General features: G+C 33.1%; 27 protein-coding genes. 12 read left to right on the forward strand and 15 right to left on the reverse strand.

What is annotated here, in order from left to right:
- Positions 1-21: 21 nt before the first annotated feature.
- The 3 genes from cobT to JI750_RS19580 all read right to left on the reverse strand — a co-directional run bounded on the left by cobT (position 22) and on the right by JI750_RS19580 (position 2,788).
- Positions 22-1,701, reverse strand: a complete 1,680-nt coding sequence (gene cobT / locus JI750_RS19570; RefSeq protein ID WP_202006110.1) for a nicotinate-nucleotide--dimethylbenzimidazole phosphoribosyltransferase — start codon at positions 1,699-1,701, stop codon at positions 22-24.
- Between the two features lie 117 nt (positions 1,702-1,818).
- Positions 1,819-2,325: a bifunctional adenosylcobinamide kinase/adenosylcobinamide-phosphate guanylyltransferase gene (gene cobU / locus JI750_RS19575; protein WP_202006111.1), complete on the reverse strand. Its 507-nt coding sequence runs from the start codon at positions 2,323-2,325 to the stop codon at positions 1,819-1,821.
- Positions 2,326-2,425: 100 nt separating this feature from the next.
- Positions 2,426-2,788: a C1orf53 family protein gene (locus JI750_RS19580; protein WP_202006112.1), complete on the reverse strand. Its 363-nt coding sequence runs from the start codon at positions 2,786-2,788 to the stop codon at positions 2,426-2,428.
- A gap of 94 nt (positions 2,789-2,882) precedes the next feature.
- Between JI750_RS19580 and JI750_RS19585 the strand changes: the two genes are divergently transcribed.
- From JI750_RS19585 to JI750_RS19595, 3 genes are all read left to right on the forward strand, one after another.
- On the forward strand, positions 2,883-4,025 hold the full coding sequence (locus tag JI750_RS19585; RefSeq protein ID WP_202006113.1) for an ABC transporter substrate-binding protein: 1,143 nt from the start codon (positions 2,883-2,885) through the stop codon (positions 4,023-4,025).
- A 1-nt stretch (position 4,026) separates the two neighbouring features.
- Positions 4,027-5,055 carry an iron chelate uptake ABC transporter family permease subunit gene (locus JI750_RS19590; RefSeq protein WP_439649352.1) on the forward strand — a complete coding sequence of 343 codons (1,029 nt, stop codon included), beginning with the start codon at positions 4,027-4,029 and terminating at the stop codon, positions 5,053-5,055.
- Positions 5,056-5,157: 102 nt separating this feature from the next.
- Entirely contained in the window at positions 5,158-5,934 is a 777-nt protein-coding gene (locus JI750_RS19595; protein ID WP_202006115.1) for an ABC transporter ATP-binding protein, read from the forward strand.
- Here the strand turns inward: JI750_RS19595 and JI750_RS19600 are convergent.
- The 3 genes from JI750_RS19600 to JI750_RS19610 all read right to left on the reverse strand — a co-directional run bounded on the left by JI750_RS19600 (position 5,931) and on the right by JI750_RS19610 (position 7,511).
- Positions 5,931-6,413, reverse strand: a complete 483-nt coding sequence (locus JI750_RS19600) for a hypothetical protein (protein ID WP_202006116.1) — start codon at positions 6,411-6,413, stop codon at positions 5,931-5,933. The genes JI750_RS19595 and JI750_RS19600 overlap by 4 nt on opposite strands.
- A 1-nt stretch (position 6,414) precedes the next feature.
- A complete protein-coding gene (locus JI750_RS19605; RefSeq protein ID WP_202006118.1) occupies positions 6,415-6,870 on the reverse strand; it encodes a tRNA (cytidine(34)-2'-O)-methyltransferase in 456 nt (151 codons plus the stop codon).
- A gap of 68 nt (positions 6,871-6,938) precedes the next feature.
- On the reverse strand, positions 6,939-7,511 hold the full coding sequence (locus JI750_RS19610; protein WP_202006119.1) for a pseudouridine synthase: 573 nt from the start codon (positions 7,509-7,511) through the stop codon (positions 6,939-6,941).
- A 401-nt stretch (positions 7,512-7,912) separates the two neighbouring features.
- Here JI750_RS19610 and JI750_RS19615 point away from each other — a divergent pair, with 401 nt between their 5' ends.
- The 3 genes from JI750_RS19615 (at position 7,913) to JI750_RS19625 (ending at position 12,937) form a co-directional block, all read left to right on the forward strand.
- Entirely contained in the window at positions 7,913-8,287 is a 375-nt protein-coding gene (locus JI750_RS19615) for a hypothetical protein (RefSeq protein WP_202006120.1), read from the forward strand.
- Between the two features lie 155 nt (positions 8,288-8,442).
- Positions 8,443-9,195 (forward strand): SDR family NAD(P)-dependent oxidoreductase, encoded by a 753-nt coding sequence (locus JI750_RS19620; RefSeq protein WP_202006121.1) that lies wholly within the window; start codon positions 8,443-8,445, stop codon positions 9,193-9,195.
- A 310-nt stretch (positions 9,196-9,505) separates the two neighbouring features.
- Complete coding sequence (locus JI750_RS19625) at positions 9,506-12,937, forward strand: T9SS-dependent choice-of-anchor J family protein (protein WP_202006122.1); 3,432 nt, start codon at positions 9,506-9,508, stop codon at positions 12,935-12,937.
- A 47-nt stretch (positions 12,938-12,984) separates the two neighbouring features.
- Here JI750_RS19625 and JI750_RS19630 read toward each other — a convergent pair whose 3' ends face one another.
- Genes JI750_RS19630 through JI750_RS19650 form a run of 5 tightly spaced genes read right to left on the reverse strand, consistent with a single transcriptional unit; the run spans position 12,985 to position 17,172 of the window.
- On the reverse strand, positions 12,985-13,494 hold the full coding sequence (locus JI750_RS19630) for a MepB family protein (RefSeq protein WP_202006129.1): 510 nt from the start codon (positions 13,492-13,494) through the stop codon (positions 12,985-12,987).
- A gap of 45 nt (positions 13,495-13,539) precedes the next feature.
- Positions 13,540-15,285, reverse strand: coding sequence for a hypothetical protein (locus JI750_RS19635; protein WP_202006130.1), 1,746 nt, complete (start codon positions 15,283-15,285; stop codon positions 13,540-13,542).
- Positions 15,282-15,833: an RNA polymerase sigma factor gene (locus JI750_RS19640; protein ID WP_202006131.1), complete on the reverse strand. Its 552-nt coding sequence runs from the start codon at positions 15,831-15,833 to the stop codon at positions 15,282-15,284. The genes JI750_RS19635 and JI750_RS19640 overlap by 4 nt, the downstream gene beginning before the upstream one ends.
- A gap of 51 nt (positions 15,834-15,884) precedes the next feature.
- Positions 15,885-16,286 carry a hypothetical protein gene (locus JI750_RS19645; RefSeq protein WP_202006132.1) on the reverse strand — a complete coding sequence of 134 codons (402 nt, stop codon included), beginning with the start codon at positions 16,284-16,286 and terminating at the stop codon, positions 15,885-15,887.
- 7 nt (positions 16,287-16,293) lie between these two features.
- Positions 16,294-17,172, reverse strand: a complete 879-nt coding sequence (locus JI750_RS19650; protein WP_202006133.1) for a protease complex subunit PrcB family protein — start codon at positions 17,170-17,172, stop codon at positions 16,294-16,296.
- Positions 17,173-17,357: 185 nt separating this feature from the next.
- On the opposite strand from JI750_RS19650, the gene JI750_RS19655 reads away from it, so the two are divergent.
- The 4 genes from JI750_RS19655 (at position 17,358) to JI750_RS19670 (ending at position 20,606) form a co-directional block, all read left to right on the forward strand.
- On the forward strand, positions 17,358-18,731 hold the full coding sequence (locus tag JI750_RS19655; RefSeq protein WP_202006134.1) for a DNA recombination protein RmuC: 1,374 nt from the start codon (positions 17,358-17,360) through the stop codon (positions 18,729-18,731).
- An 81-nt stretch (positions 18,732-18,812) separates the two neighbouring features.
- Positions 18,813-19,361 (forward strand): acyl-CoA thioesterase, encoded by a 549-nt coding sequence (locus tag JI750_RS19660; protein WP_111380323.1) that lies wholly within the window; start codon positions 18,813-18,815, stop codon positions 19,359-19,361.
- A gap of 41 nt (positions 19,362-19,402) precedes the next feature.
- Positions 19,403-19,798 carry a VOC family protein gene (locus tag JI750_RS19665; protein WP_202006135.1) on the forward strand — a complete coding sequence of 132 codons (396 nt, stop codon included), beginning with the start codon at positions 19,403-19,405 and terminating at the stop codon, positions 19,796-19,798.
- Positions 19,799-20,039: 241 nt separating this feature from the next.
- Positions 20,040-20,606 (forward strand): YceI family protein, encoded by a 567-nt coding sequence (locus JI750_RS19670; RefSeq protein WP_202006136.1) that lies wholly within the window; start codon positions 20,040-20,042, stop codon positions 20,604-20,606.
- A gap of 3 nt (positions 20,607-20,609) precedes the next feature.
- On the opposite strand, the gene JI750_RS19675 is transcribed toward JI750_RS19670, so the two are convergent.
- On the reverse strand, positions 20,610-21,521 hold the full coding sequence (locus tag JI750_RS19675) for a TIGR01777 family oxidoreductase (protein WP_202006137.1): 912 nt from the start codon (positions 21,519-21,521) through the stop codon (positions 20,610-20,612).
- A 98-nt stretch (positions 21,522-21,619) separates the two neighbouring features.
- Here JI750_RS19675 and JI750_RS19680 point away from each other — a divergent pair, with 98 nt between their 5' ends.
- Positions 21,620-22,279, forward strand: coding sequence for a TetR family transcriptional regulator C-terminal domain-containing protein (locus JI750_RS19680; RefSeq protein WP_202006138.1), 660 nt, complete (start codon positions 21,620-21,622; stop codon positions 22,277-22,279).
- On the forward strand, positions 22,279-23,583 hold the full coding sequence (locus tag JI750_RS19685; RefSeq protein WP_202006139.1) for an ABC1 kinase family protein: 1,305 nt from the start codon (positions 22,279-22,281) through the stop codon (positions 23,581-23,583). Before JI750_RS19680 ends, JI750_RS19685 begins: the two co-directional genes overlap by 1 nt.
- A gap of 80 nt (positions 23,584-23,663) precedes the next feature.
- Here JI750_RS19685 and JI750_RS19690 read toward each other — a convergent pair whose 3' ends face one another.
- From JI750_RS19690 to JI750_RS19700, 3 genes are all read right to left on the reverse strand, one after another.
- The gene (locus tag JI750_RS19690) at positions 23,664-24,959 is read right to left on the reverse strand and encodes a cryptochrome/photolyase family protein (RefSeq protein ID WP_202006140.1); all 1,296 of its coding nucleotides are present in this window, start codon (positions 24,957-24,959) and stop codon (positions 23,664-23,666) included.
- 89 nt (positions 24,960-25,048) lie between these two features.
- Positions 25,049-25,516: an SRPBCC family protein gene (locus JI750_RS19695; protein WP_202006141.1), complete on the reverse strand. Its 468-nt coding sequence runs from the start codon at positions 25,514-25,516 to the stop codon at positions 25,049-25,051.
- 42 nt (positions 25,517-25,558) lie between these two features.
- The gene (locus JI750_RS19700) at positions 25,559-25,999 is read right to left on the reverse strand and encodes a sterol desaturase family protein (protein ID WP_202006142.1); all 441 of its coding nucleotides are present in this window, start codon (positions 25,997-25,999) and stop codon (positions 25,559-25,561) included.
- Positions 26,000-26,192: the final 193 nt, after the last annotated feature.

Here is a 26,192-nt window from a genome sequence, read left to right on the forward strand (position 1 = left end):
AACCGAGGCCGAGACTGAAAACTATTTCCTACTTACTCCCGCACTTTCAAAACTAGCCATTTCATTTAAAAAAGCCTCGGCCGATTTTAAAATAGGAAACGCAACAGCACAACCAGTTCCTTCGCCTAAACGCAAATCTAAATTTAAAATAGGTTTTGCTTCCAGATAATTCAATAATTCTGAATGTGCTTTTTCGGCAGAACAATGGCAGAAAACAGTATTTTGCTTGATATTCGAATTTATTTTAAAGGCAATTAAATATGCCACAGTACAAATGAAGCCATCAACTAAGATTAGCATTTTATTTTCAAAAGCTGCTAGCATTCCGCCGGCCATTTGAAGAATCTCAAAACCCCCAAAATAGGAGAGTTGCGACAGTATTTCAGCTTGACCAGAATAGTTTTCAATTGCTCTCTGGAGTAAATTTTGTTTTAAAAGCAGTTTTTCGTTTTCAACACCAGTTCCTTTTCCGACACAATCTTCAATAGGAAAACCTGTTAAAAGACTCATTAAAACAGAAGCAGTAGATGTATTTCCAATTCCCATTTCGCCAAAACCAATACAGTTTGAGCCAGACCTTGCGATATTTTCGACAATCGATTTTCCTTTCTCAAAACATAATTGGACTTCAGATTCGCTCATTGCAGGAACATGAAGAAAAGACTGTGTTCCTTTGGCAATTTTTGCATCGATTAATTTTGCATTGGTAGGGAAATCATAATTAACGCCTGAATCTACAATTGATAATTCAATATTATTCTGATTGCAGAAAACGTTTATAGCAGCACCGCCATCTAGAAAATTAGTGACCATTTGTCGCGTAACATCTTGAGGATAATCGCTTACACCATGATTTGCAATTCCGTGATCGGCTGCAAAAACTACAATATTAGGTTTTTCGATTTTCGGATTCAAAGTTTCAAAAACCGTTGCCATTTGAAAAGCTAATGCTTCTAAAGTTCCCAAAGAACCAACAGGTTTTGTTTTCGAGTCTATTTTATCTTGCAAAAGAGTATAGAAATCGGCTTTATTTTGCGTTTTGTTTTCTGATTGTAAATCGAAAGGAGAAACATTTATTTGATGAATTTCTTTGATTTCAGTGCAAATGGGAGCTTCCGATTTTTGTTTCCAATGCAATTGCTGCAGCATTGGCTGATTATTATAATTGGTTGCTGGTTTCCCGATGCAGAAATAGCCAAGCGGTTCTATATTTTCGGGTAAATCGAGAATTTTTTTAAACTGATAATAATTTAGAATCGAAACCCAGCCCATTCCGTATCCTTGTTCTGTAAGCGAGAGCCAGATATTCTGTGCCGCACAAACCGAACTGAATTTTACAGCTTCGTTACTGCCAATTGTCCCAATCGTAAACTGATTTAGAACAGAACGATCATAAGCAATAACAAGTCCGATTGGAGCTTCTTCAATTGCTTCGAGTTTTAGCGATTTGTAAAGTTCTTTCTGCTCAAGATTATCGGTAAGTTCTTCAGCTTTTTTATTGTAATCTAAAAAGAGATTTTTAATTGAACTTTTAACTTCATGAGATTTAATGAGATAGTATCTTGTAGCATCGGTTAGTCCCACAGAAGGTGCCCAATGCCCAGCTTGTAAGGCTTTCTTGATCACTTCATCAGGAACTTCTTCGGCAGTAAAATGTCGTGTGTCGCGGCGGGATTTTAATATATCGTCTAAATTACTCATGCTATAAAATTACAATTTTTAAATCCCAAATTCCAAGAGCAAACTCTAAAAAAGAAAATTCCAAATTCCAAAACTATGCTGAGTTTTGGAATTTGGAATTTCTAATTTGGATTTTTTTTACTTGATTTTAACTGGAATTCCAGAAACCATTAATACAACTTCATCGGCATTTGCTGCAAGAAACTGATTCATCCAGCCTTGAAGTTCAACAAATTTTCTTCCGATATGCGTTTCTGCATGAACACCCATGCCGATTTCATTTGTTACAATAATGATATTCGTATTTTCGTGTTTAGCGATAGCAAGAAATTCTTTTTTTGCTTCTTCTAAACTTAACTCTACATCATTTTTAGTATCAATAAAAAAATTAGTTAGCCAAAGCGTAACACAGTCAATTAAGGCAGTTTTTCCTGAGAAATCAATTTCGCTTAAATATTTCTCTTTCTCGATATTCGTCCAATGTTCATCCCTTTCTTTTTGATGGCGGTCAATTCGATTTTGAAAATCAGCATCCCATTTTCGGGCAGTTGCTACATATATAGGAGAGTCGGAAAGTTCTAAAGCAAGTTTCTGTGCATAACCACTTTTTCCAGAACGTTCGCCGCCAGTTATTAAGTAAATCATTTTATTAATTATGAGTTTTGAGTTATGAGTTTTGTTTGGCAATTTATAAATTAAATTACGAGCTACTCATTCATAACTCATAATTTATAACTCATAACTTCTAATAAGGGCAATGTCGGCAGTTATTACCGCAACAGGTTCCTCGTTTTAGGTGGAACCAAGCCTTAAAAACAAAATTGCCATTTTCGATATAATAGTCTATTCCCTCAATTAAATTATCAGTTTTGGGTAAAAGCATTGCTTTATTATTAAGCGCTTTTTTGGGAGTTATAGTTTCGATATAAGCGTCAATTTTATCTTCACAGGCTTCTTTAAAACATATAGGACAAAGGCAGTCACCTCCGTCAGAAAGATTGAAAATAGGAGGGTAATCATTACACCAGCACTTATTTTCAGGTGAAATATCTCCGCATGAAAAAGCGGCTTCACAACTGGAGCAAATTTTTGTTTTTGGTGCACTCATCAAATAAAAGGCTATTTGTTTAAATTTGTACGAATAAAGGTAAACAAAAAAAATAGAAATTGATTTACCTTTGTGGCCATACAAAACATAAAATATGAAATATTTTTTCCATAAATTACCAGTCGTTTTTTTGCTTCTTTTAATAATTAGCTGTAAAAAAAATGAAACGCAAACTACTGTAAAATCTGATATTTCGATAGAAAGTATTGAATATGCTTCTGGTCTTTCGATTGTAAAAAAAGAAGGCTATTCGATTGTAAATGTGGTTAATCCGTGGCCAAATGCTAAGGAGAAATTTACTTACATTTTAGAGGAAAAAGACGTACAAATTCCAGACAGTTTAAAAAAATATCCTGCTATAAAAGTTCCGTTAGAAAGTGTTGTGGTAACCTCAACCACAAATATTCCTTTCTTAGAAATGCTGGAAGTTGAGAATAAATTAGTCGGATTTCCGCACACAGATTACATTTCTTCAGAAAAAACTAGAGCATTAATTGACCAAGGTTCTGTGAAAAACGTTGGACAAAATGAAAAACTGAATATCGAACAGTTAATAGAATTGTCACCAGATTTGATTGTGACATTTGGTGTAGATAATAATAATCCGATGTTGGATAATTTAAAGAAAAGCGGTTTAAAAGTACTTATTCAAGGTGACTGGATGGAGCAGTCTCCACTAGGAAAAGCAGAATGGATTAAATTGTATGGTGCTTTGTTTGGAAAAGAAGATAAAGCAAAAGAACTTTTTGATAAAATTGTTGAAAGCTACAATCAGGCAAAAAAACTGGTTGCCGATAAACCTGCAACTTCAAAAGTGTTATACGGTTCTATGTACGAAGATGTTTGGTATGTGGCCAAAGGAAACAGTTGGGTAGCGCAGTTTATGCAAGATGCAAAATCGAATTATCTATGGGCCGATTTAAAAGGAACCGGAAGTGAAGGATTGTCTTTTGAAAAAGTTTTAGATAAAGCGAAAACGGCTAATGTTTGGATTGCTTCGGGATCTTTTAAAACTTTGGATGAATTACAAAAAGCAAATCCGCATTACTCAGAATTTGATGCTTTTAAAAATAAAACCGTTTATAATTTTGAAGGGAAAATGGGAGCAACAGGCGGAACAGTTTATTATGAACTTGCACCAAGCCGTCCCGATTTAGTTTTAAAAGATTATATCAAGATTTTTCATCCAGATTTACTGGCAGGCTACGAATTTACTTTTGCATCAAAACTGAATTAAATTGGCGAATAAAAAGCGAAATACCATTTTATTTGTCGTTTTGACTTTAGGACTTTTTCTAATGTTTTTTGCAAGCATTAGTTTAGGATCGGTTACAATTCCGCTAAAAGATGTTGTAGCAAGTTTAACCGGAGGTCAGGCAACAAAATCGACTTGGGAATATATTATCATTAATTATCGTCTTCCAAAAGCGATTACTGCGGTTTTGGTTGGAACGGGACTCTCAATGAGCGGACTTTTAATGCAGACTTTGTTTCGAAATCCGCTTGCTGGACCCTATGTTTTAGGATTAAGTTCTGGTGCAAGTCTTGGTGTTGCTTTTGTGATTTTAGGAGCAGGATTTCTGCCTTCTTTTTTAAGTGTAATCGCATTGTCTTCTTACGGAATTGTTTTAGCATCTACTTTAGGAAGCACGTTGGTTCTTTTTTTAGTTTTAGTAGTTTCGCAGAGATTGCGAGATACCATGGCAATCTTGATTGTGGGATTAATGTTCGGAAGCTTTACCACTGCAATAGTAAGTGTTCTAACTTATTTCAGCACGGCCGAACAGCTTCAGAAATTTACTTTCTGGTCAATGGGAAATCTCGGAAATCTTTCTTGGACAACTATTGTAATTTTAACTTTCTGTGTTGGAATCGGATTGCTTTTGAGTGCCAAAAGTATCAAACCATTAAACGCCTTGCTTCTTGGAGAAAATTACGCCAAAAGTATGGGATTGAATTTTAAACAAGCTAGATTAGTTATCATTTTTGCGACCAGTATATTATCAGGAGCCATTACAGCTTTTGCAGGACCAATTGCTTTTGTGGGCTTAGCGGTGCCACACATTGCAAAACTGACTTTTCAAACTAGCAATCATACTATTTTATTTTGGAGCACTTTATTTTTTGGTTCCATTATAATGCTGTTTTGTGATATTGTTTCGCAAATGCCAGGTTTTGATGTCACGCTTCCAATAAACGCAGTTACGTCTATAATTGGTGCGCCGGTTGTAATTTGGCTATTAGTTAGAAAAAGAAATTTTAAATAAATTTTAGCCACAGATTAAAAAGATTAACACAGATTTTTTTTAATTATTAGACAAAGAAAAAACTTAGAACCTTAGTATCTCAGAACCTTAGCACCTTTAAAAATGAAAAACATTCTATCAACTTCAAGTTTAAATATTGGATATAAATCCAAGAAAGGCGTTACGACTATTGCTGAGAATCTTAATCTTAATTTGGAAGCGGGTAAATTAATTACTTTAATAGGAGCAAACGGAATAGGTAAATCAACTTTACTGCGAACAATTACTGGAATTCAGAAACCTTTATCTGGAAATGTTTATTTAAACGAAAGAAATATTTCAGATTATCAGCCTTTAGAATTGGCACAAAATCTAAGTTTGGTCCTCACTGAAAAATTGCCTCCAAGTAATCTTTCTGTTTTTGAATTAGTCGCTTTGGGTCGTCAGCCTTATACCAATTGGGTAGATAAATTATCTGACGAAGATGTTGTAAAAGTTCAGGAAGCATTGAGTTTGACACAAATAGAACATTTGGCTTCAAAAAAGCATTTCCAAATTAGTGATGGACAATTGCAGAAAGTCTTAATTGCGCGAGCTTTGGCACAAGATACACCGCTAATTATTCTAGACGAACCTACAACGCATCTTGATTTACTGCATAAAGTTTCATTATTTAAATTATTAAAGAAGCTAACACAAGAAACTCAAAAATGTATCTTGTTTTCTACACACGATATCGATCTGGCTATTCAGTTAAGCGATGAAATGATTATGATGACGCCAGAAAATATAGTGCAAGATCAGCCTTGTAATTTAATTTCAAATGGAAGCTTCAGCAATTTATTCAAAGACGAGCATATCATTTTTGATGCTGAAAAAGGGAAGTTTATTGTAACTTAAGTTATGCTATTTTCTCTCTTAAATCTATTTCGGTGAACATTCAATACAATATCTAATTCGCAGACATCTGTACTTAATTCATTAAGGTTAAATTTCATTATTTGACCAGGATCAATAATATAATAAACGAAATAATCTGTTGTGTCATTTTTATAGCCATTATGTTCTGAAATAGCTCTTTCGTTTTCAATATTATTCCACGGAACTAAAAGATTATCTCTATACTGAATTCCTTTAGAATTAATTCTAAATTGAATTTCATCGATTCTTTTTATTGATTTAACAAGTAGAGGAATTTGAAAAATGAAAAAGCAAAATAGTGCAAAAAATATAAAAAGTTGGTTTTGCATATAAAAGTAAATAAAGCCTACAAAAGCTCCAATTACAAAAATGGCTTTCTCAAGAATTTTTCCTCGTGTGCGATAAATCAGGAATTCTTTAGAATAGCTGAGGTTATTTTCATCAATGAGAGGTCTCATCTTATTTCTTTAATCCAATCTGTCTCTTTGCTTCTCCAACAACAAAAGCAACCGAATTAGCAATATTAAAGCTGCGAATAAGTGGTGACATCGGAATCGTTAAATGATTTTTGAATCTTGCCATAAATTCTTTGCTTAAACCAACGCTTTCCTTCCCGAAAACCAGCCAGTCACCATCTTGAAATTCGTTTTCTAAATAAGATTTATCAGAATGCGAACTCATTAAAAATACTCGAGAATGATCTGGAATTTGTGCAATCCATTCTTCTACATTTTGATGTTCGGTAACATCAAGATGAACCCAGTAATCCAATCCAGAACGTTTTAAGTTTTTGTCATTAATAACAAATCCAAAAGGATGAATTAAATGAAGACGGCTTTCTGTGCCTACACACAATCTTCCGATATTTCCGGTATTATTTGGTATTTCTGGTTCTACGAGAACAACGTTTAACATCTTTTTTTAGTTATGAATTATGAGTTATAAGTTATTAGTTTCTGGAAATTATCTAATTGGCACATTTTCTAATTATCTAATTGAAAATCGGAAACTTCCAAAACTTCACCCGCTTTTAGGTTTTGCAAATATACATTTCCTATTCGAACGCGAACGAGACGCAGCGTTGGAAAACCAACTGCAGCGGTCATTTTTCTAACCTGACGAAATTTTCCTTCTCTTACTGTGATGGATGCCCAAGAAGTTGGACCATGACGTTCGTCTCTTATTTTTTTGGCTCTTGCTCCAAAATCTGGAATTTCGGTAACGATAGATGCTTTACAGCGTTTCGTTTTGTATTTTCCACCGTCAAGTCCAATTTCGACACCATTCTGTAATTGTTCAATTGCTTCTGGTGTAATTATTCCGTCAACCTGAACATAGTATTCTTTTTCAACCTTTTTACTTCGAACGAGTTCGCTCATGTTTCCATCAGTTGTCAAAAGAAGCAAACCTTCAGAATCTTCATCCAATCTTCCTATTGCCATTGTTCCATTTGGGAAATCGTACAATTCGCCCAAAAGCTTTTTCTTTCTTTTTAATTCATAAATGAATTGGCTTAAATAACCGTAAGGTTTAAAAAGAATGAAGTGTCGGTGCATTTTTAATTTTTTGCAAAGATAGTTTCTTTCTTAGAACTAAATCTTAGAACTGTTTTCAGATTTCATTTTTTTCAGCCATTGGTAGACAAACCAAATTACGGTAACAACAAAAATGCCAATTAAAACTGAATAATAGTTTTCGAAAAATTTATGAAAATAAGTTCCAATTAAAATATAAGCAGAAGCCATGCAAAGTTTGATTAAGATAAATTCGGAATTGGACCAGCTGGTTTTAATTTTAAAGAAATTCATAATAATTAAGGTGATTAAGTTGCTTTGAATAAAGGTAATAAATAAAAAAACAGATGGCAATTATAAAAGAAAAGCAATATGAAGTCATAATCTTTTGAGGGTTAGAATTTGTAATATTATAAAGTATTAAATGTAAAAAGAATAATGCCATGGAAACGAATAATTTAGGAACGAAAAAAATAAACGGAACGCAGAAAAACATAGATGAATCTAAAGGAAAAAACGTTTCGCACGATAAAGAGCTAAAAGATGCCAAGCTGAATAAAGAGTTGGTAACAGATACAGACGGCGATAAAAAGATTGTGGAACGAGCCCGAAATGAAAACGAAGATATTAATAAAGCGCTTCATCAAGTAAATCCAGATAATCCAAATGCAAACCGTGGAGTCGAAACAGAGGAAGAGGCAAATAAGACAGTTGAGAATAAAGATCGTAATTCTGATATAACGCCAAATCGATATCCAAACTCACATCCAGATAATCATAAAGATCGCGGAAACATGAAATTGGATGAGGAGGAATAAGACAATACGAAATTTAAAACAAAATTGAGTCAATTTAATGTCAAATAACATAACATTAGCGGTTGGCGTTAATGTTATTTTAAACTCCTTTCAAAGCTTTTGTATCGGTTGATATCTTCGTAAATTAGAGGTATCAATTTAAAAACATATATAAAATGGCACTTTTAGAAAATAAAGTAGCTTTTGTATCTGGTGGAGGATCAGGAATTGGTCGCGCAGTAGCAGAAGCCTACGCTCGAGAAGGAGCAAAAGTTGTAGTATCTGATATAAATGTAGAACACGGTGAAGAAACTGTAAAAGTGATAAAGGAAAAGGGCGGTGAAGCTTTTTTCGTAAAAGGAGACTCGTCTAGTGCAGCCGACAATAAACATATGGTTGAGGTGACAGTTTCAAAATACGGCCGATTGGATATTGCCTGCAACAATGCAGGAATGGGAGGGCCGGCAAAACCAACTGGAGAATATGAGCCAGAAGCTTGGGATAAAGTTATTGCATTAAACTTAAGTGGTGTTTTTTATGCGTGTCGTTACCAATTGGAACAAATGGAAAAAAATGGTGGAGGAAGTATTGTGAATATTGCTTCAATCCACGGACAGGTTGCCGCGCCAAATAGTGTTGCGTATACAGCAAGTAAACATGGTGTTGTTGGTTTGACTAAAAATATTGCAGTAGAATATGCGCAAAAAAATATTCGCTGTAATGCTGTTGGACCAGGTTATATTGAAACAGCACTTTTAAAAGATAATTTAAATAAAGAAATGATGCAGGCCGTTGCAGCAAAATCTGCAATGAACCGTTTAGGAACAGCAGAAGAAGTTGCCGAGCTGGTAGTTTTCCTAAATTCTGATAAATCATCATTTACAACAGGAAGTTATATTATTGCCGATGGAGGTTATACCGCGGTTTAATATTTGTTAGAGAATACTATTTTGAATTAGTAAAAAGCAGTAAGCGAAAGTTTACTGCTTTTTTAGTTTTAAGCTTGCTTTGTTTTGTAGGAAACCTAGCGTTTTTAGGGTTTGCGTGAGTTTTAGATTATTTTGAATAATGTTTTGATTTGAGCCTTTTTTGTTGGTTTTATTTTATTATATTTAGTGTTGTGTTAAGTTTTTGTAAATAATGTTCATAAAAATATAAACGTTAAGTTTATGTTTTTGTAATATTCGCTTAACTTTAAAGACTATAAATTTGAACTCTAAAAACTCTATTCTTTAACGTATGAAAAAACTTTACTTTTCGCGCTTTTTGGCTCTTTTATGTTTTTTTGCTTGCTTTTCTGGAGATCTTTTTGCTCAAACTAATCCAGAAGCGCAAGAACCATTACCTTACAAACAAGATTTTGAATCATGGCTAGCTACTGATGCACAGTTTCCAGCAGGATTTAAAGGTTGGACTCTTGGTGGTAATGATGGTGGAGTAACTCAATACTTGACTTCTCCAATTTTTACAGATTATAATACTATACTTATTGGCAAAGGTGCAAATACTAATTCAGGAGGTTTTTATAATTATGTTGGTAAACTAGGTTTTTTAAACACAGGAAGTGTCAATCTTACAATTGGTTTTGCTTTTTCAAGTGTTGGAACAACAAATGTACAGGTTACATATAATGTAATGACAATAAGAAATCCTTCTGATGCTACAAATACGAGAGTTAATGAAGTGATTTTGCAATATAGAGTTGGTACTACGGGAGATTTTATTTCACTTTTAGGAACGGCATATAGAAATAATTCTAGCAATCAAACTAGTACTACTGCTGCGCCACAAAATCCTCAACTAAGAAAAATCACTTTACCTGCAGAATGTGATAATCAGCCTGTAGTTCAAATACGTTGGGCTTCAAGACAAATTTCAGGGAGTGGAGGGCGTCCATCTTTCGCAATTGATGATTTAGATATTAGAAAAGATACTTTTGCTCCAACTAATCTTTCAGGTTATCCAAAAGCAGCAAATGTTTTAGCAGAAAGTTTTGATTTTATTAATAAAATTGATGAAATTGGAAAAACATATTATGTATTGTTGCCAGGTGGAAGTGCAGAACCAACAATTGCACAGATAAAAGCAGGTCAAGATTCAAATGGAGTTACAGCGTTGCAATCAGGAATTTTTGATGTAACAAGTTCTGCTCAAGAATATATTAAAAGTTTTACAGGATTACCTTTAAGCACGGCATATTCTATTTTTTCTATCTCAGAAGATATTGCAGGAAATATTCAAGCATCAGTTAATAGAGTAGATGTAACAACGCTAAGTGTTATGCCTCCTGCTATATCTCCTTCTGTTGCGGTATTAAATTTAGGTGGTACCGAACCAAATTTTGATCCTTTAATTAAAAGCTATCAGATAGGAGCTTCAGATCTTACTGCAAATGTAGTAGTTACTGCGTCAGGAAATTTTACTATTTCAAAAGATAACATAGCGTTCTCAACATCTTTGACATTTGTTCCTACTGATTTTGATTCTAATGCAACGCCAACAGTTTATGTAAAATTCACTCCTACTTCAGTTGCCAGTTTTACAGGTTCAATAATTCATGAAACAACAGGAGGTGTAACAAAGACGGTTAACTTAACAGCGCTTGGAGTAAATCCTTTAGTACAAAATTTTGACGATGCAAATGTTTTTGTAAACAGTAATTGGGTGCAATATAATGAGGCGGGACCTTTAAACAAATGGTCTTATACTAACCAATCACGTAATGTTAACTCAGGAACTGGAGCTGTTTTAATGAATGGATTTTCGGATAGTGGTGCAAGTAAAGATTGGTTGATTTCTCCAAGATTACGCTTAGATAGTTTTAATCACATTCCGTTATTATCTTTTTATTCTCGTCAATATTATGATGGGCCATCTTTAAAATTAGTAGTTTCTACAAACTACGATGGAGTAAGTGATCCCAATACAGCTACATGGACGCCATTAGATGGTAAATTTCCAGGTAATACAGGAACTTACGAAAAATCAGAATATATAAATTTAACAGCTTATAAAACTGATCATACTTATTTGGCTTGGGTTTACGAAACGACTTCTGGTGGACTTGATAATGCTGCAGAATGGTCTTTTGATGATTTTGCTATTATTGATGAATCAAAATATGTGGACTCAAACCCATTTTTAGATTTTGCAGATGTAAGTCCGAATTCGGTTTCTGCTAGTCAGTCTTTTGTTTTTAATGCTGCAGGCTATGACGATATTACTATTGCCGCTCCAGCTTCTTACGAGTTATCATTAGATAATGTTTCATTTGCATCAAGTGTTATTGTTACTTCTGCCGAATCAGAAGCAGGAAAAACAGTTTATGCAAGATTTGTTCCAACAGCAAAAGTACCAACAATCTCTGGCGTTTTAACTGTTACAGGAACCTCTCTTACTAAACAAATTGGGTTATTTACGGGAACTTCTATATTAAAAGCAGATACTTATGATGTAGTATCTTATAATTTAGAGTTTTTTGGTTCTGATGTTAAAGATAAAACTGGTAAAGAATTTGGACCAACAAATGATGTATTACAAATAGAAAACGTCGCCAAAGTAATGAACACATTAAATGCAGACGTTTATGTTGTTCAGGAAGTTTCTGATGATCCTTCAATTGATGCTTTAATTCAAAAAATCAATATCAACGGAAAAACATTTGACAAAGTAATTTCAACTTCTTGGTCTTACTCATTTAAGCCTTTAGACCCATATTTTCCACCTCAAAAATTGGTTGTAATTTATAATACTCAAACGACTACTGTAAAAAGTACAAAAGTATTATTTAAAGATTTATATGATCAAATTCTTGCTCATACAGTAGTTTTACCAGGTTATCCAGGTACTGAAACCCCGGAACTTAATGATGATAGTTTTTTCTCATCGGGACGTCTTCCTTATTTGGTTCAGGTTGAGGCTAATATTGGCGGAATTAAAAAAGAAATCAACTTAATTGATCTCCACGCCCGTGCAAACACCGGAACTGATATTTCAAAATACAATCTACGCAAATACGATATAGATTATCTTAAAGATGCATTAGATGCAGAATATCCAAATTCAAACTTAATTCTTTTAGGAGATTTTAATGATGATGTAAAAGCTTGGGTTGGTAATGCAAATACACCGTCATCTTATCAGAAATTTGTAGAAGATACAGCTGGTTATAATGCTTTGACATTAGGTATTAGTCAAGCTGGAGCGTATAGTTTTTTAAGTTCAAAAGGATTTTTAGATCATATTTTAATTTCTGATGAATTGAATGAAGATTATATCGCAAACTCGATTGCTGTTTATGATCCAAGAAATTTTATTTCAAATTATACGACAACAACGTCAGACCACGGACCAGTAATTGCTCGTTTCTATTTGAAAGAAGACGTGCTTTCTACGCCAGATTTTGGAAAAAACAAATATTTTGTAAAAGCTTATCCAAATCCTGCAACAGATGTTTTGAATTTTGATGTGAAAACAACGCAAGGAAGAGATCTAAAAATAAGATTATATGATTTTAATGGTCGTGCGATAGGAAATCCAATTAGCGTTAAAAATGAATCTGAAGTTAGTACAGCAGTTGTTGCTGTTGGAAATCTAGTTTCTGGAGTTTATTTCTACACAGTTACAGAAAATAATAAAGTGATTTTTAAAGACAAAGTTATCAAGAAATAAATCGATTATAAAAACAGAAAAGGCAGTCATTTTACGACTGCCTTTTTTTATATAAATACTTTTTTTAATTCCTCTAAATTAATTTTACCTTGATTTGAAAAGTTAAAGAAATAATCCAATTGCCATTTCTGAGTTTTCTGCGCCTGTTTACTTGTAGTTTCATCCCAAGGCGGATAAACTCTTGTTGCTCTGATTCCCTCTTTCTTTTCGGTAGAAAAAACACCTTTTTCTAATAATGTCTTTTTTGGAAAAATAAATTGTCCCCAATTCTGATCTTTTCGAACACTCACAATTACAAAATCAATAGTATCTGAATAATCAAAAGGTTCAATTGTTCCTGATTGATTTCGTTTCCATAAAGTAACAAACTGCCCTGTTTTGGTTGGGGTAATTTTTGCTTCTCTATAGCAAATGTTTTTATTGTTTATCTGAAAACGAAATGCGCTGTATTCTTCGCTTTCGCTTTCCTTTTGTAAAGAAGCCATTTGCAAATCAGCTTTATCAAAAATAATCTCTTTACTCAATAGTAAATCAGGAGGACCAATGGTAGAATTCATAAAAACCTATTCTAAAAATAGTTTAAAAAATACTACAAATTTACTTTAAAAGTTAACATTCAGTCCAAAATTTAATCCCCATTGAAACTGGTTGAAAGACTGACTGTTTAGCGGATTGATATAATAATTTACCGCAGGTTCAACAAAAACATTCGTCTTTTTGTACACACGATATTGAACCGTACTGCTCAATGTTGAACCATAAACATAATCATTGGCATTCATGTTTTCTCCAATAGAATGTCCGTCTAAAGCCACATTATTAGAAATTAATTTACCAACAAAGCCGCCAGTGTTGATGTTAATCCTAGCTTTATTTTGATTAAAAACAGAATAAGAAACTTCAAGTGGCATCTCCACATATCTTAAATTTTGATCTAATTTACCTGTTTGAACGTTTTCATTTTTCATAGCTTCTTTTGTGCTATTTGAAACAAAAAAATATTCTTGCCTTGTTGGATCTGATGACGCAACCGGACTACTGTCGGCATAGGAAGCGGCAGGAGCAAAAAAAGCATTGTTTTTGGCGCTTACGTAAGATACATTGGCAACACTTTGACCCAATTCGCTAATTTTTAGACCAGAACCAACTGCCCATTTGTTGTTAATGCTGTATTTTGTTTTGACACCATAAGAATTAGACTGCTTAGAATCGTTTACGTTTCCTAAGGTTTTCTCATTCTTAGTATTTTCAGAACTTGCAACACCAGCAAAAACGGCAACGGCCCATCTTTCTTTTTTATTGATAAGATTGTCTTTTTTCTCCTTTTCTTCTTTTTGCTTTTCAGGAGATAAAATTCCTTTTTCTAAATTCTGAAGTTCAGCCAGCTGTACAGAATCTGTTTTGCTCAAACTATTGGTAATTTTCAGATCGTCTTTTATGATAACTGCTTTGTCAGTGCGTTTATTCTCATTTTTACCAGAAACCGCATTATTTGAATTATAAGCATTGCTGTTTGTAAAAGAGTTATTATTTACAGAATAGCGCTGATTATTGAAAGCAATATTTTTGTTATTTTTTGGAGCAATCTGTTCTTCAAAAATAGAATTTGAAAGCTGCTTTTTGGCTGTCGAATTAAACTTGCTTTGTTTGCCAAATGCAACTCTTTCTTCAGAAATTCCTTTGTTAGAAGTTTTTGAATTATTTCCTAAAATAGATTTACTAGAAGATTTTAAAACAGATTTTTCTTCAGATGAACCTGAGTTTTGATATGCGACAGACTGGTTCAGAGCATTTGTATTAGATTTTTTCGAAGATTTGAGATTCGATTTCTCTTCTGATGAACTAGAATTCTGAAACGCAACAGATTGGTTTGGAGTGTTAGCCGAATTTGGCGCACTATACTTAGAATCTTTTTTATCGGTTTTGCTTTTAGAATTTGTCTCAGCCACAGAAGTCTCTTGAGCTTGAATCTGTGAATCGTTATTGAACTGATTCTTTGTAGCATTTCCATTTAAAGAATCTATTGTTTTACCAGTATTTTTATTTTGATCTAAATTTCTGCTGTTAGAGTTATGATTTTTTTCTTTGTCAATAACAACACTATTTCTGCTGTTTTCAATATTGCCGTTGTTGAGGTTTGTATTTTCAGATGAATCAGTAAAATGTAAAATTGAAGGCAGAAGCAACCCTAATAATAAGCATGCAGCAGCCGACCACCAAAGAACAACTCTCTTCTTCTTTTTAGGTTTATCTAATTTTTCTTCAATCTGACTCCATAATTCTGGAGGCGGAACACTCGAAAAGTCTTCCATTGATGAAAAAATATCTTCTATTTTGTGCTTCTTCATGCTGTTTTAAAATTTTTTATGCTCAAAATTCGCTTTTGTAATATATGTTTGGCGCGATTTAAATTTGATTTTGAAGTCCCTTCGGAGATTTTTAAGAGTTCGGCGATTTCTTTGTGTTTCATTTTTTCAAATACATACAAGTTAAAAACCGTTCGATATTGATCTGGTAAATCCCGAATGTATTCCAGCAGTTTTTCTTGTTCTATCGGAATAGCTTCCAGTTCTTCTTCTTCCACAAAGTCGGTATCGGGATCAAAAACATCTAAAAAGAAACTTTCTTTTTTCTTTTTGTTCAAAGTCTCGATAAGCTTATTGATAAAGATTCTTTTTAGCCAGCCTTCAAAGCTTCCTTCAAATTTATATTGGCTTATTTTCTGAAACGCAATTACAAAAGCTTCCTGAAAAACATCTTTCGCATCATCTTCGTTCTTCATATATTTCAAACATATACCATACAAAACAGGAGAGAACAACTGATAGATTTTCAGCTGTCCCTCTCTGTCATTTTTCATGCACAGTTTGATATATTTTTCTAACTCGTCTTTCAAGAAATGGTTCAAATTTGATTTTGCAAAAATAGTTTTAAATAGCTTACAAAACTATCTTTTAAAAATAGTTCGAGTACCGTCTTGACTGTTGCTTACAATTGTTAGGTTTTGATTGTCAAGGTTTTCAATTATGTAAGTTTTGCCTTCAAACGTAATTAGATCATGTTCTGACTGATCAAAAAATCCTTTTCCTTTTTCTATCTGATAAGCACTGTTTCTTATCTCTACATTGTTTTTATACGTAATAACCCTTCCATCTTGGGTAAAGATAATTTTCTTGGTAAATCCGATTGTTTTTGGAGTTGTAACATACGGATTATTCGAACCTCCAATAGATTTTTCCCAAATCCAAGTATTTATTAATGATCCGGCAGCTTCTTCTCTAGAAGCATTTACAGAGATCATTGATGTAAAAAGAAAACAAATAATAAAAGATAAAAAGAGTTTCTTCATGATTGAATTATTTTAAGCTTGTAATTTTTTCTTGAATTGTTTTTTTGAAAAGTTTTATCTCTGAACTTTGATCTTCAGTATCATTATTGTCGATATAAACTTTAGTGGTACTTGCGCCTTGACGAAGTTCAAAATAAATTCCGCCTTGGTCTGCAGCATCTGGAGTACCATATGTTTTGGTTTGTCCTTTTAAAGCCAAAATTTCAGCAGGAACACTTTTTAACAACAAAGTATATTCTCCTCTTTTGATTGTTGGAATGTATCTATATTGTCCAAAATCGTATTGGTTTGCAGCGACATTTAAGAATTTTAAAGTGTTGTAATCATTAATTTGATAGAATTTTTGACAATCTGAGCTTAAACATTGATTATTGAAGCTGCCAATAACTATATTGTCTGTATTCTCATTCGTTTTGTTGAAAATCATTCCTTTTGTGGTTTTCGGAATCAGAACAAAATCATAAGGATAAGTTGGAGTCTGAGTTACATTTTCACCTGCAGCAGGAGCTTTTTCGTAATAGTTTACAACAATTTCACAATTGTTTTCTACAATAGAGCTTATTACAATTTTATAGCCAGTTGTAGGTTTGGCTCCAGCAAAAATTCCAACCAAATATTCTTTTGTGAAATCAATATTAGGATCACTTGCAACAGAACAGCTGTTAGCATGTTTTGTGAAATATTCATTCATTTTTTCTTCCGATCCAATAACAATTGCAGCCGAATTATTTTGTTGCGTTTTTTCGCTATAATTGCATGAGAACGGAAAGCCAGTAAAATTTACTAATGTATTACCGCCACAATCTGTATAAGTATTATTTCCATCATTTAGAGAACAGGCGCTGAATCCAAAGGCTACAAATAAGCCAAGCATTATTTTTTTCATAATTATTTAATAGGTTTATATCTTAGTAGATTGTGGTTTCAGAAAAAGGTTGCGTTGAGGTTAACTTTTTTTTTGAAAAATAAAATGTTGGTTTAGTTTGAATTGAAAATGAATTAGTGAAATTTCTACTTTAAAAACTAAGTACTACGTATTATTGCGTACTTTTACGTAAAATAAACTTAGTTATGGTCGATTATATACCGTTTTTGTTAGGATTTGTTGTTGCGCTTTTTGTGGGCATATACGTAGGAAGAATGCTTTCTGCATCAAAATTTCAATCGGAAAAAGCCATTTCAGAGGAGAGATTAAATGCCTTAAATGGTCAATTGCAAATGCAGAAAGAACAATATGAAAATGAAAAAAATAATTTTCAGAAACAACTGCAGTTAAATATTGCCGAAAAGGAAAACATCAGGACAGAAAAAGACAGTCTTGCGATTCAGCTTTCTAAAAAAGAAGTTGATTTTGAAAATTTATGGGAACGCCATAAAGAGCAAAAAAGCGAAATCAACGAACTTCAAGAAAAATTTACCAAAGAATTTGAAAACCTTGCCAATAAAATTTTAGAGGAAAAATCGGCAAAGTTTACCGAGCAAAATACTGTGAACATGAAAAATATCCTGACACCTTTACAGGATAAAATTCTAGTTTTTGAACAGAAAGTTGAGCAAACCCATAAAGAGAGTATCGACTATCATGCAGCGCTTCGTCAGCAGATTATTGGTTTGAGCGAAATGAATGCGCAAATGAGCAAAGAAACCTTAAATCTAACCAAAGCATTAAAAGGCGACAGTAAAATGCAAGGAAATTGGGGCGAGTTGGTTCTAGAACGTGTTTTAGAAAAATCGGGATTAGAAAAAGGAAGAGAATATGAGGTGCAACAAAGTTTTACCAATAGTGAAGGAAACCGAGTTTTGCCCGATGTTGTAATTAATCTTCCTGACGGTAAAAAAATGATTGTTGACTCTAAAGTTTCCCTTTCAGCTTATGAAAAATGGGTAAACGAAGAATCAGAACTTTTAAAAATAGAATTTCTTAAAGAACATGTCATTTCTATAAAAAGACATGTCGAGCAGTTGGGAAGCAAAAACTATCACGATTTGTACCAAATGGAAAGTCCTGATTTTGTTTTGCTTTTTATTCCGATGGAACCCGCTTTTGCCATTGCTTTAAATGAAGATCCTTCTTTGTATACTAAAGCATTTGATCGAAATATTGTAATTGTGACACCAAGTACGCTTTTGGCTACGTTAAGAACGATTGACAGTATGTGGACCAATCAAAAACAGCAGGAAAATGCCTTAGAGATTGCAAGACAAGCCGGAGCTTTGTACGATAAATTTGAAGGTTTTGTTTCTGATTTGGTTCGAATTGGCAATAAAATAAAAGATACCAAAACAGAATACGAAAGCGCCATGAATAAATTGGTTGACGGAAAAGGAAACCTGATTTCGAGTGTAGAAAGATTAAAAAAAATGGGAGCAAAAGCCAAAAAGTCTCTTCCGGAAAATATTATTGCGAGAGCGATCAATTCAGATGAGAATGAATTATTGAATTAGAAAGCAAAAAGAGGAAAGAAGCAAGACGTAAGAGAAAAGAATATAGAATACAACTAATCAAAAAATACCAAAAACAAAAACATGAGTACAGATTTTAAACCCGTTTCATCATCAAAAGTTAGTATATCAGAATTAATGTTGCCTTCGCATACCAACTTTAGCGGGAAAATTCACGGAGGATATATTTTGCTATTGTTAGACCAGATCGCATTTGCATCGGCGTCAAAATTTAGTGGAAATTATTGCGTAACAGCTTCTGTAGATACCGTAAACTTTCTTAAACCAATTGAAGTTGGAGAATTGGTTACAATGAAGGCATCTGTAAATTATGTTGGAAGAAGTTCTATGGTTGTTGGCATTCGTGTAGAAGCAGAAAACATTCAGACAGGAGTTATTAAACATTGTAACTCGTCTTATTTTACAATGGTTGCCAAAGACAAAGAAGGAAAAAGCGTTCAGGTTCCAGGACTGATTTTATCTAATTTAGAAGAAGTACGCCGTTTTAGAAAGGCAATAAAACATATCGAAGTTCGAAAAGAAGTAGAAGAACATGAAAAATTGGCTAATATAAATTCTATTGAAGATTTGGCAAGCCTAGAAAAATATAATGTTCTTCTAGAAATTAGCTAAATTTTCTTATATTTATTTGATATACTTAAATATTAGAAAATATGGTCAAGTTTGGATATACAATTTTATACGTTGAAAATGTCGAAGAATCTATTGCGTTTTATGAAAACGCCTTTGGTTTTTCGAGAAAGTTTGTCACACCAGAAGGTGATTATGGCGAATTGATTACGGGAGAAACTACACTTTCGTTTGCTTCAAAAAAATTAGCATCAAAAAGTTTACCCGATGGCTTTATAGAAAGCAGTTTAGAAGACAAACCTTTTGCTATAGAAATTGGTTTTATAACTGAGAATGTGCCTGAAGTTTTGCAGAAAGCAACTTCTTTTGGTGCCGTTATAGTTTCAGAACCAGTAGAAAAACCTTGGGGACAGATCGTGGCTTACGCAAGAGATTTGAATGGGTTTTTAATTGAAATTTGTACAGAAGTAAAAATGTAATTTTGAGAGCATTTCACATTATACAATTCACATTTCACATTCAAAAATATTCACAAATATTTAGCATAAGTTCCAAAACTTTGCAAGCAAAAATTCCGTAACTTTAAGTGTAATTATTGGGTTACGGAATTTTTTCACTGAGTATTGCCGTTCATTTTTTTCAGATTAATCAGAATCTGATTTTTTATTTTCTCTTAATCAGAATAAATTGAATGACATAATTGTTTAAATGTAGACGATTATGAAAACAACTACCTTACTATTCTTATTTTTTACCGCCTTTTCTGTCATTGCCCAAGACAAGTTTTTTACTAATACGGGAACAATAAACTTTGAAGCTTCTGTTCCGATGTTTGAAGAAGTGAAAGCAGTAAATAGACAAGTTGCCATACTTTTAGAACCTAAAACAAGTACTTTTATCTGTACTGTTATTGTCAAAGATTTTCGCTTTAAATTGGACTTGATGGAAGAGCATTTCAATGAAAATTACATGCAGAGCAATCGTTATCCTAAAGCCGTATTTAAAGGAAAAATCGAGAAATTTGATTTGAAAGATATTAATGAGGTTGAAAAACAATATCAGATAAAAGGAAAACTTAATTTGCGTGGAAAATCGAAAGAAATTATTGTAAATGCTTTAATTAAAAGAGTGCCAGAAGGCATTCAGGTTATTTCAGATTTTCCAATTTTGGTATCTGATTTTAATATCCATATTCCAAGTTCTATAGCGTCAAAAATAGCTACAACAGCGAATACAGAATTGACGGGAATTATTCGCAGTGATGAGACAATGCTGACTTTAAAATAAGAGTTACTTTATACAATTGATAAGCGTTTTCTCTAAATCGGTAAATTGAAACTCAAACCCTGTTTTCTGAATTTTCTCCGAGGAAACACGTTGCCCAGTTAAAACCGCTATGCTCATTTGCCCTAGTAAAATCTTTAAAACAAAAGGCGGAACTTTTGGCAACCATATACTATAATCGTACAATTTGGCTAGAGTTTTAGAAAAACGGGCATTTGTAGTATTATCCGTTATACAAGCATTGTAGACACCTTCTAGTTTTGTGTCTTCAATGCTTTTTAAATAAATCTGGCATAAATCTTCAATATGAATCCAAGGGAGATATTGCTTGCCAGAACCTAAAACAGCACCAAAACCAGACTTAAATGTGGGAATCATTTTTTTTAGAAAACCTTCGTTTTTGCCTAAAACGATACCAGTTCTAATTTTAACTGTTCGAATGTCTAAAGAACCTATTTTATCTGCAGCACTTTCCCACTTCTGACACGTAATTCCAAGAAAATCATCGGCTGGAGGTGTGTTTTCAGTACATATTTTATGACTTGTAATAGCGCCATAAATTCCGATGCCTGAAGCAGAAACAAATGTCTCTAGTTTTTTATTATTCATTTCTAAAACGGAATAAATCATTTCTACCGGTCTTACGCGACTTTCGATAATGGCTTTTTTACGTCTTTTGGTCCATCTTTTTTCGACGATACCTTCTCCTGCAAGATGAATGATGTAATCGGCATTTAGAATTGCATTTTTATCAATGTAGTTTTTCTTTATATCCCATTTATAATAAGTAACTCTAGCAGTGTTTTCTCGATTAGAGCGACTCAAAATTGACACAGAATAACCTGCTTCGATCAGAACATCTGTCAAATATTTTCCAACGAAACCAGTTCCGCCTGTTAATAGAACATTTTGAGCCATAATAGTTTATAATATATTTAACACTGTATAGCGTTTAAGCAATAGTAAAGGTACTTAAACAATGTTTACCTTTATGGCAAATTCTAAATTTTAATCAAATGGCGACTAAAAAAAAGGTAATTACCAAAGATGATATCGTTTCAAAATATATGGATGAAGTTCTAGAAAAAGGTCAAAAACCAAAATCTGTTTATCATTTTGCGAAAGAAAATGATTTTACAGAAGCTGAGTTTTATGCTTTCTTCGGAACATTAGAAGGTTTAGAAAAAGAAATATTCCGACTGTTTTTTGAAAACACAGTTAATCTTCTTCACAAAAACGAAGAATATCAGGGATATGATATGAAGAACAAAATGCTGAGTTTTTATTTTACTTTCTTCGAAATCTTGACTGCCAATAGAAGTTATGTTTTACAATCGCTTAAAATTGACAGAAATCCGATTAAAAATTTGGTTCAGTTAACGACACTTCGAAATAGTTTTAAAGAATATGTTTCTGAAATCCTGACAGATGATTATAGATTAGAACAGGAAAGATTTCAAAAATTTCAAGAAAAAGCTATTCAAGAATCTTCTTGGTTGCAATTAATGCTAACCATTAAATTCTGGATGGAAGATGAATCTCCTGCTTTTGAGAAAACAGATATTTTTATTGAAAAATCAGTAAATGCTTCATTCGAATTGATGAATGTCGCACCAATGAATCATCTGATAGATTTTGGAAAATTTTTGTTCAAAGAAAAAGTATACAGCAGATAATGAAAACAATAGACTATATCCCAACTTCTAAAATTGAAAGGGCGGGAAAATTGGTTCAAACTGGTGCTAAAATTGGCGTAAACTATGTAAAACATTATGCCGAAAAAATGGTAAACCCAGATTTAACCCGTGATAAACTAAACGAGAACAATGCTGAAGATATTTACGACGGACTAAAAAGCTTAAAAGGTAGTGCCTTAAAAGTGGCTCAAATGCTGAGTATGGACAAGAATTTTCTGCCTCAAGCTTATGTTGAGAAATTTTCTTTGTCACAGTTTTCTGTTCCGCCGCTTTCTGCTCCATTAGTTTTAAAAACTTTCAAAAGTAATTTTGGAAAAACACCATATGAGATTTTTGACGAATTCAATCCAAATTCTGTAAATGCGGCTAGCATTGGTCAGGTGCACTTGGCAAAGAAAGGCGATAAAAAACTGGCGGTAAAAATTCAATATCCAGGAGTTGCCAATAGCATTTCGTCAGATTTGGCTTTGGTTAAGCCTATTGCGATAAGAATGTTTAATCTGCAGGGAAAAGATTCTGATAAATATTTCAAAGAAGTTGAAGATAAACTGATAGAAGAAACAAACTATTTGTTAGAATTAAAACAAAGTCAGGAAGTTGTTGATGCTTGCAGTAAAATTGAAAATATCAATTTCCCAAATTACTATCCTGAGTTTTCATCAGAGAAAATCATAACAATGGATTGGATGACGGGAATTCATCTTTCTGAATTTACAGCCATAAATAAAGATCAAGAAGCGGGTGATAAATTGGGTCAGGCACTTTGGGACTTTTATATGTATCAAATTCATGTTTTAAGGAAAGTACACGCAGATCCACATCCAGGCAATTTTTTGGTTGATAACCAAAACCAATTGATCGCTCTAGATTTTGGCTGTATGAAACAAATTCCAAATGATTTCTATACTCCATATTTTGAGTTGATCAATAAAAATGTGATTACTGATGAAAAGCTTTTCAACCAGAAATTATTCGAATTAGAAATTCTTCGTCAAGATGATACGCCAGAAGAAATAGAATATTTCACCGAAATGTTTCATGATTTGCTCTCGCTTTTTACAAAACCTTTTCAAAACGAAACTTTCGATTTTGCCGATGAAGAATTTTTCAATGCAATCGCACAATTAGGAAAACGATTCTCAGAAGATACCAACTTGAAAAAAATGAACGGTAATCGAGGATCTAAACATTTTATTTACATGAACCGTACTTTCTTTGGTTTGTACAATTTAATGTTTGATTTGAAAGCGAAAATTGTCGTTGATAATTATCTGAAATACTAATTTCAAAATTTTTAATATTTAAATTCCAAATTCCAATTGAATCAGACATTGGAATTTGGAATTTTTTAAAATAGGGTATTTTATTTAATGATTCCCTTCTTATAAGTAGCAATCGCTCGATCTCTCGCAAAAGCATGATCAACCATCGGTTCGTTATAGCCTAAATCAAATTCAGGAATCCATTTACGGATGTATTCTCCTTTTGGGTCAAACTTTTTTTGCTGGATTTCAGGATTAAAAACTCTGAAATAAGGTGCAGCATCGCATCCTGTTCCTGCCGCCCATTGCCAGTTTCCTACGTTTGAAGCTAATTCAAAATCTAAAAGTTTTTCTGCAAAATAAGCTTCGCCCCATTGCCAATTGATAAGTAAATGCTTGCATAAAAAACTCGCCACAACCATACGCACGCGATTGTGCATATATCCGGTTTCGTTTAACTGTCTCATTCCCGCATCAACCATAGGATATCCTGTTGTTCCAGCACACCAACGTTTGAAATCCTCTTCGTTATTTCGCCATTGAATTCCGTCATAATTAGATTTGAAATTATGATTGACACAATTCGAGAAACTAAACAGAATCTGAATAAAGAATTCTCTCCATATTAATTCGCTTAAAAAAGTCTGATTTTTTCGGTTTGCCCAATTTACCAATTTTCGAATGCTTACCGTCCCGAAACGTAAATGTGGAGAAAGATAAGAAGTGCTGTCTAAAGCAGGAAAATCTCTGGTTTCTTTATAATTGGCAATTTGTGTTAAGTTATGCGGAAGAACTTTTATAGAACTTCTTTCGAAACCTATTTCAGCTAAATCTGGAAACTTGAATTTATTTTTAGCAAAATTAGATTGATGTGAAGTAGAATCATGTTCTGCGGCAGAACCTAAAAAATTATACTTTTCTAGCCATTTGTTTTTATATGGAGTGTAAACCGTATATGGCAGTCCATCAGCTTTTGTGATTTCTTTTTCTTCAAAAATGACATGGTCTTTATAAAAGAAAGTTTCAATGTTGTTTTCTTTTAATAAAGCAGTTATTGCCGTATCGCGTTTGATTGCAAAAGGTTCGTAATCTTTATTAAAGAAAACCGATTGAATATCAAATTCTTCAATAAGCGATTTCCAAACGTCTGTAGTTTTTCCTTTTTTAATCAAGATAGAAGAATCAAGTTTATTCAATTCTGAGTTTATCTTTTCTAATGAATCGTAAATGAAAGTTACTCTGGCGTCGTTTTTTGGAAGATGTTCTAAAATTTCATAATCAAAAATAAAAAGAGGTACGACAGGAAAATCTGATTGCAAAGCATGAAATAATCCTGTATTGTCTTCTAAACGCAAATCACGTCTAAACCAGAATAAAGTAACTTTTTGTTTTGTCATTGGTTTGTCTTATATAAAGTAATTTTAAAGAGCCTTTGCAAATAAAAAATTGCGGCTTAGCGTCTTCGCGAGATTCAAAAATCTGTGGCTTATTTTTTAGAATTGAATAATTCTTCGATTTTATTAAATCTATAATCGAAAATACTTTTAAGTTTGTTTTTTACGACTAATCTATTCATGATTCGACCTAAGATTCCGAATGGGAGAGCGTAATGGACAATATCTGTCATTTTGGTTCCTCCGTCTGGTGTCGGTTCAAAGAAATGTTTGTGATGCCAAATTTTATAAGGCCCGAATTGCTGAATGTCTACAAAATACTCATTTTCTTTACAAGCCGTAATTTCGGTTACCCAAGAGACTTTGATTCCTAAAAGAGGTTTTAAGGTGTAGGTAATGATTTGTCCTTGATACATGCGCTTGCCATCGTAATCCTGAATTTGGAAATTCATATTATCGAGCGTAATGGTCTGCAAATTTTTTGGACTTGAGAAAAAATCCCAGCAATCTTCTACACTTGCATTGATATGTTGTACGGTAACTATTTTGTATAATTTCATAATGACAATCTTTCTTTGAACTACTCAAATGCCCAAATAATGCTACATTTTATAATATTTGAATGGTACGAACAACATTCCGAAACATTCTCCCTTTTCTTTTTGTAAATGTTTGTGGTGTATTTTATGAGCTTTTCTGAGTCCGATGAGGTATTTGTTTTTAGTGTTTTTAAACCATTTAAATCGCTGATGGATTAAAACATCGTGAATTAAAAAATAACAAGCGCCATAAAGGGTAATTCCGCATGCAATAAAAAATAAATAATTAAATCCGCCTTCAACGCCAAAATAGAACAATATAATGCTCGGAGTGGCAAAAATGACGAAGAAAATATCGTTGCGTTCAAAGGTGTTTTCGTATTTGGGCTGATGATGATCGGCATGAAAATACCACATAAAGCCATGCATAACATATTTGTGCGTCAGCCAAGTTACACATTCCATAAAAAGAAAAACGCCTAAAAAGATTAAAAAAGAAAGCATTTTATAAATGTTTAGATTTAAAATTATCGTTTTATTGTTTTTGAGTTTAGCTTTAGATTATAAAAGATTGACTCAAAAAGATTCACTATTTGGTTTTAAGTCTGCGATTCTCTCAATCTTGTCATTTCGACGAAGGAGAAATCTTCGCAAGTAGCTCCTCAACAGTATGCCAATCTTTGTGGAGTTTCTCGCG

Source organism: Flavobacterium tagetis (genome assembly GCF_016735615.1).
Taxonomy (GTDB): domain Bacteria; phylum Bacteroidota; class Bacteroidia; order Flavobacteriales; family Flavobacteriaceae; genus Flavobacterium; species Flavobacterium tagetis.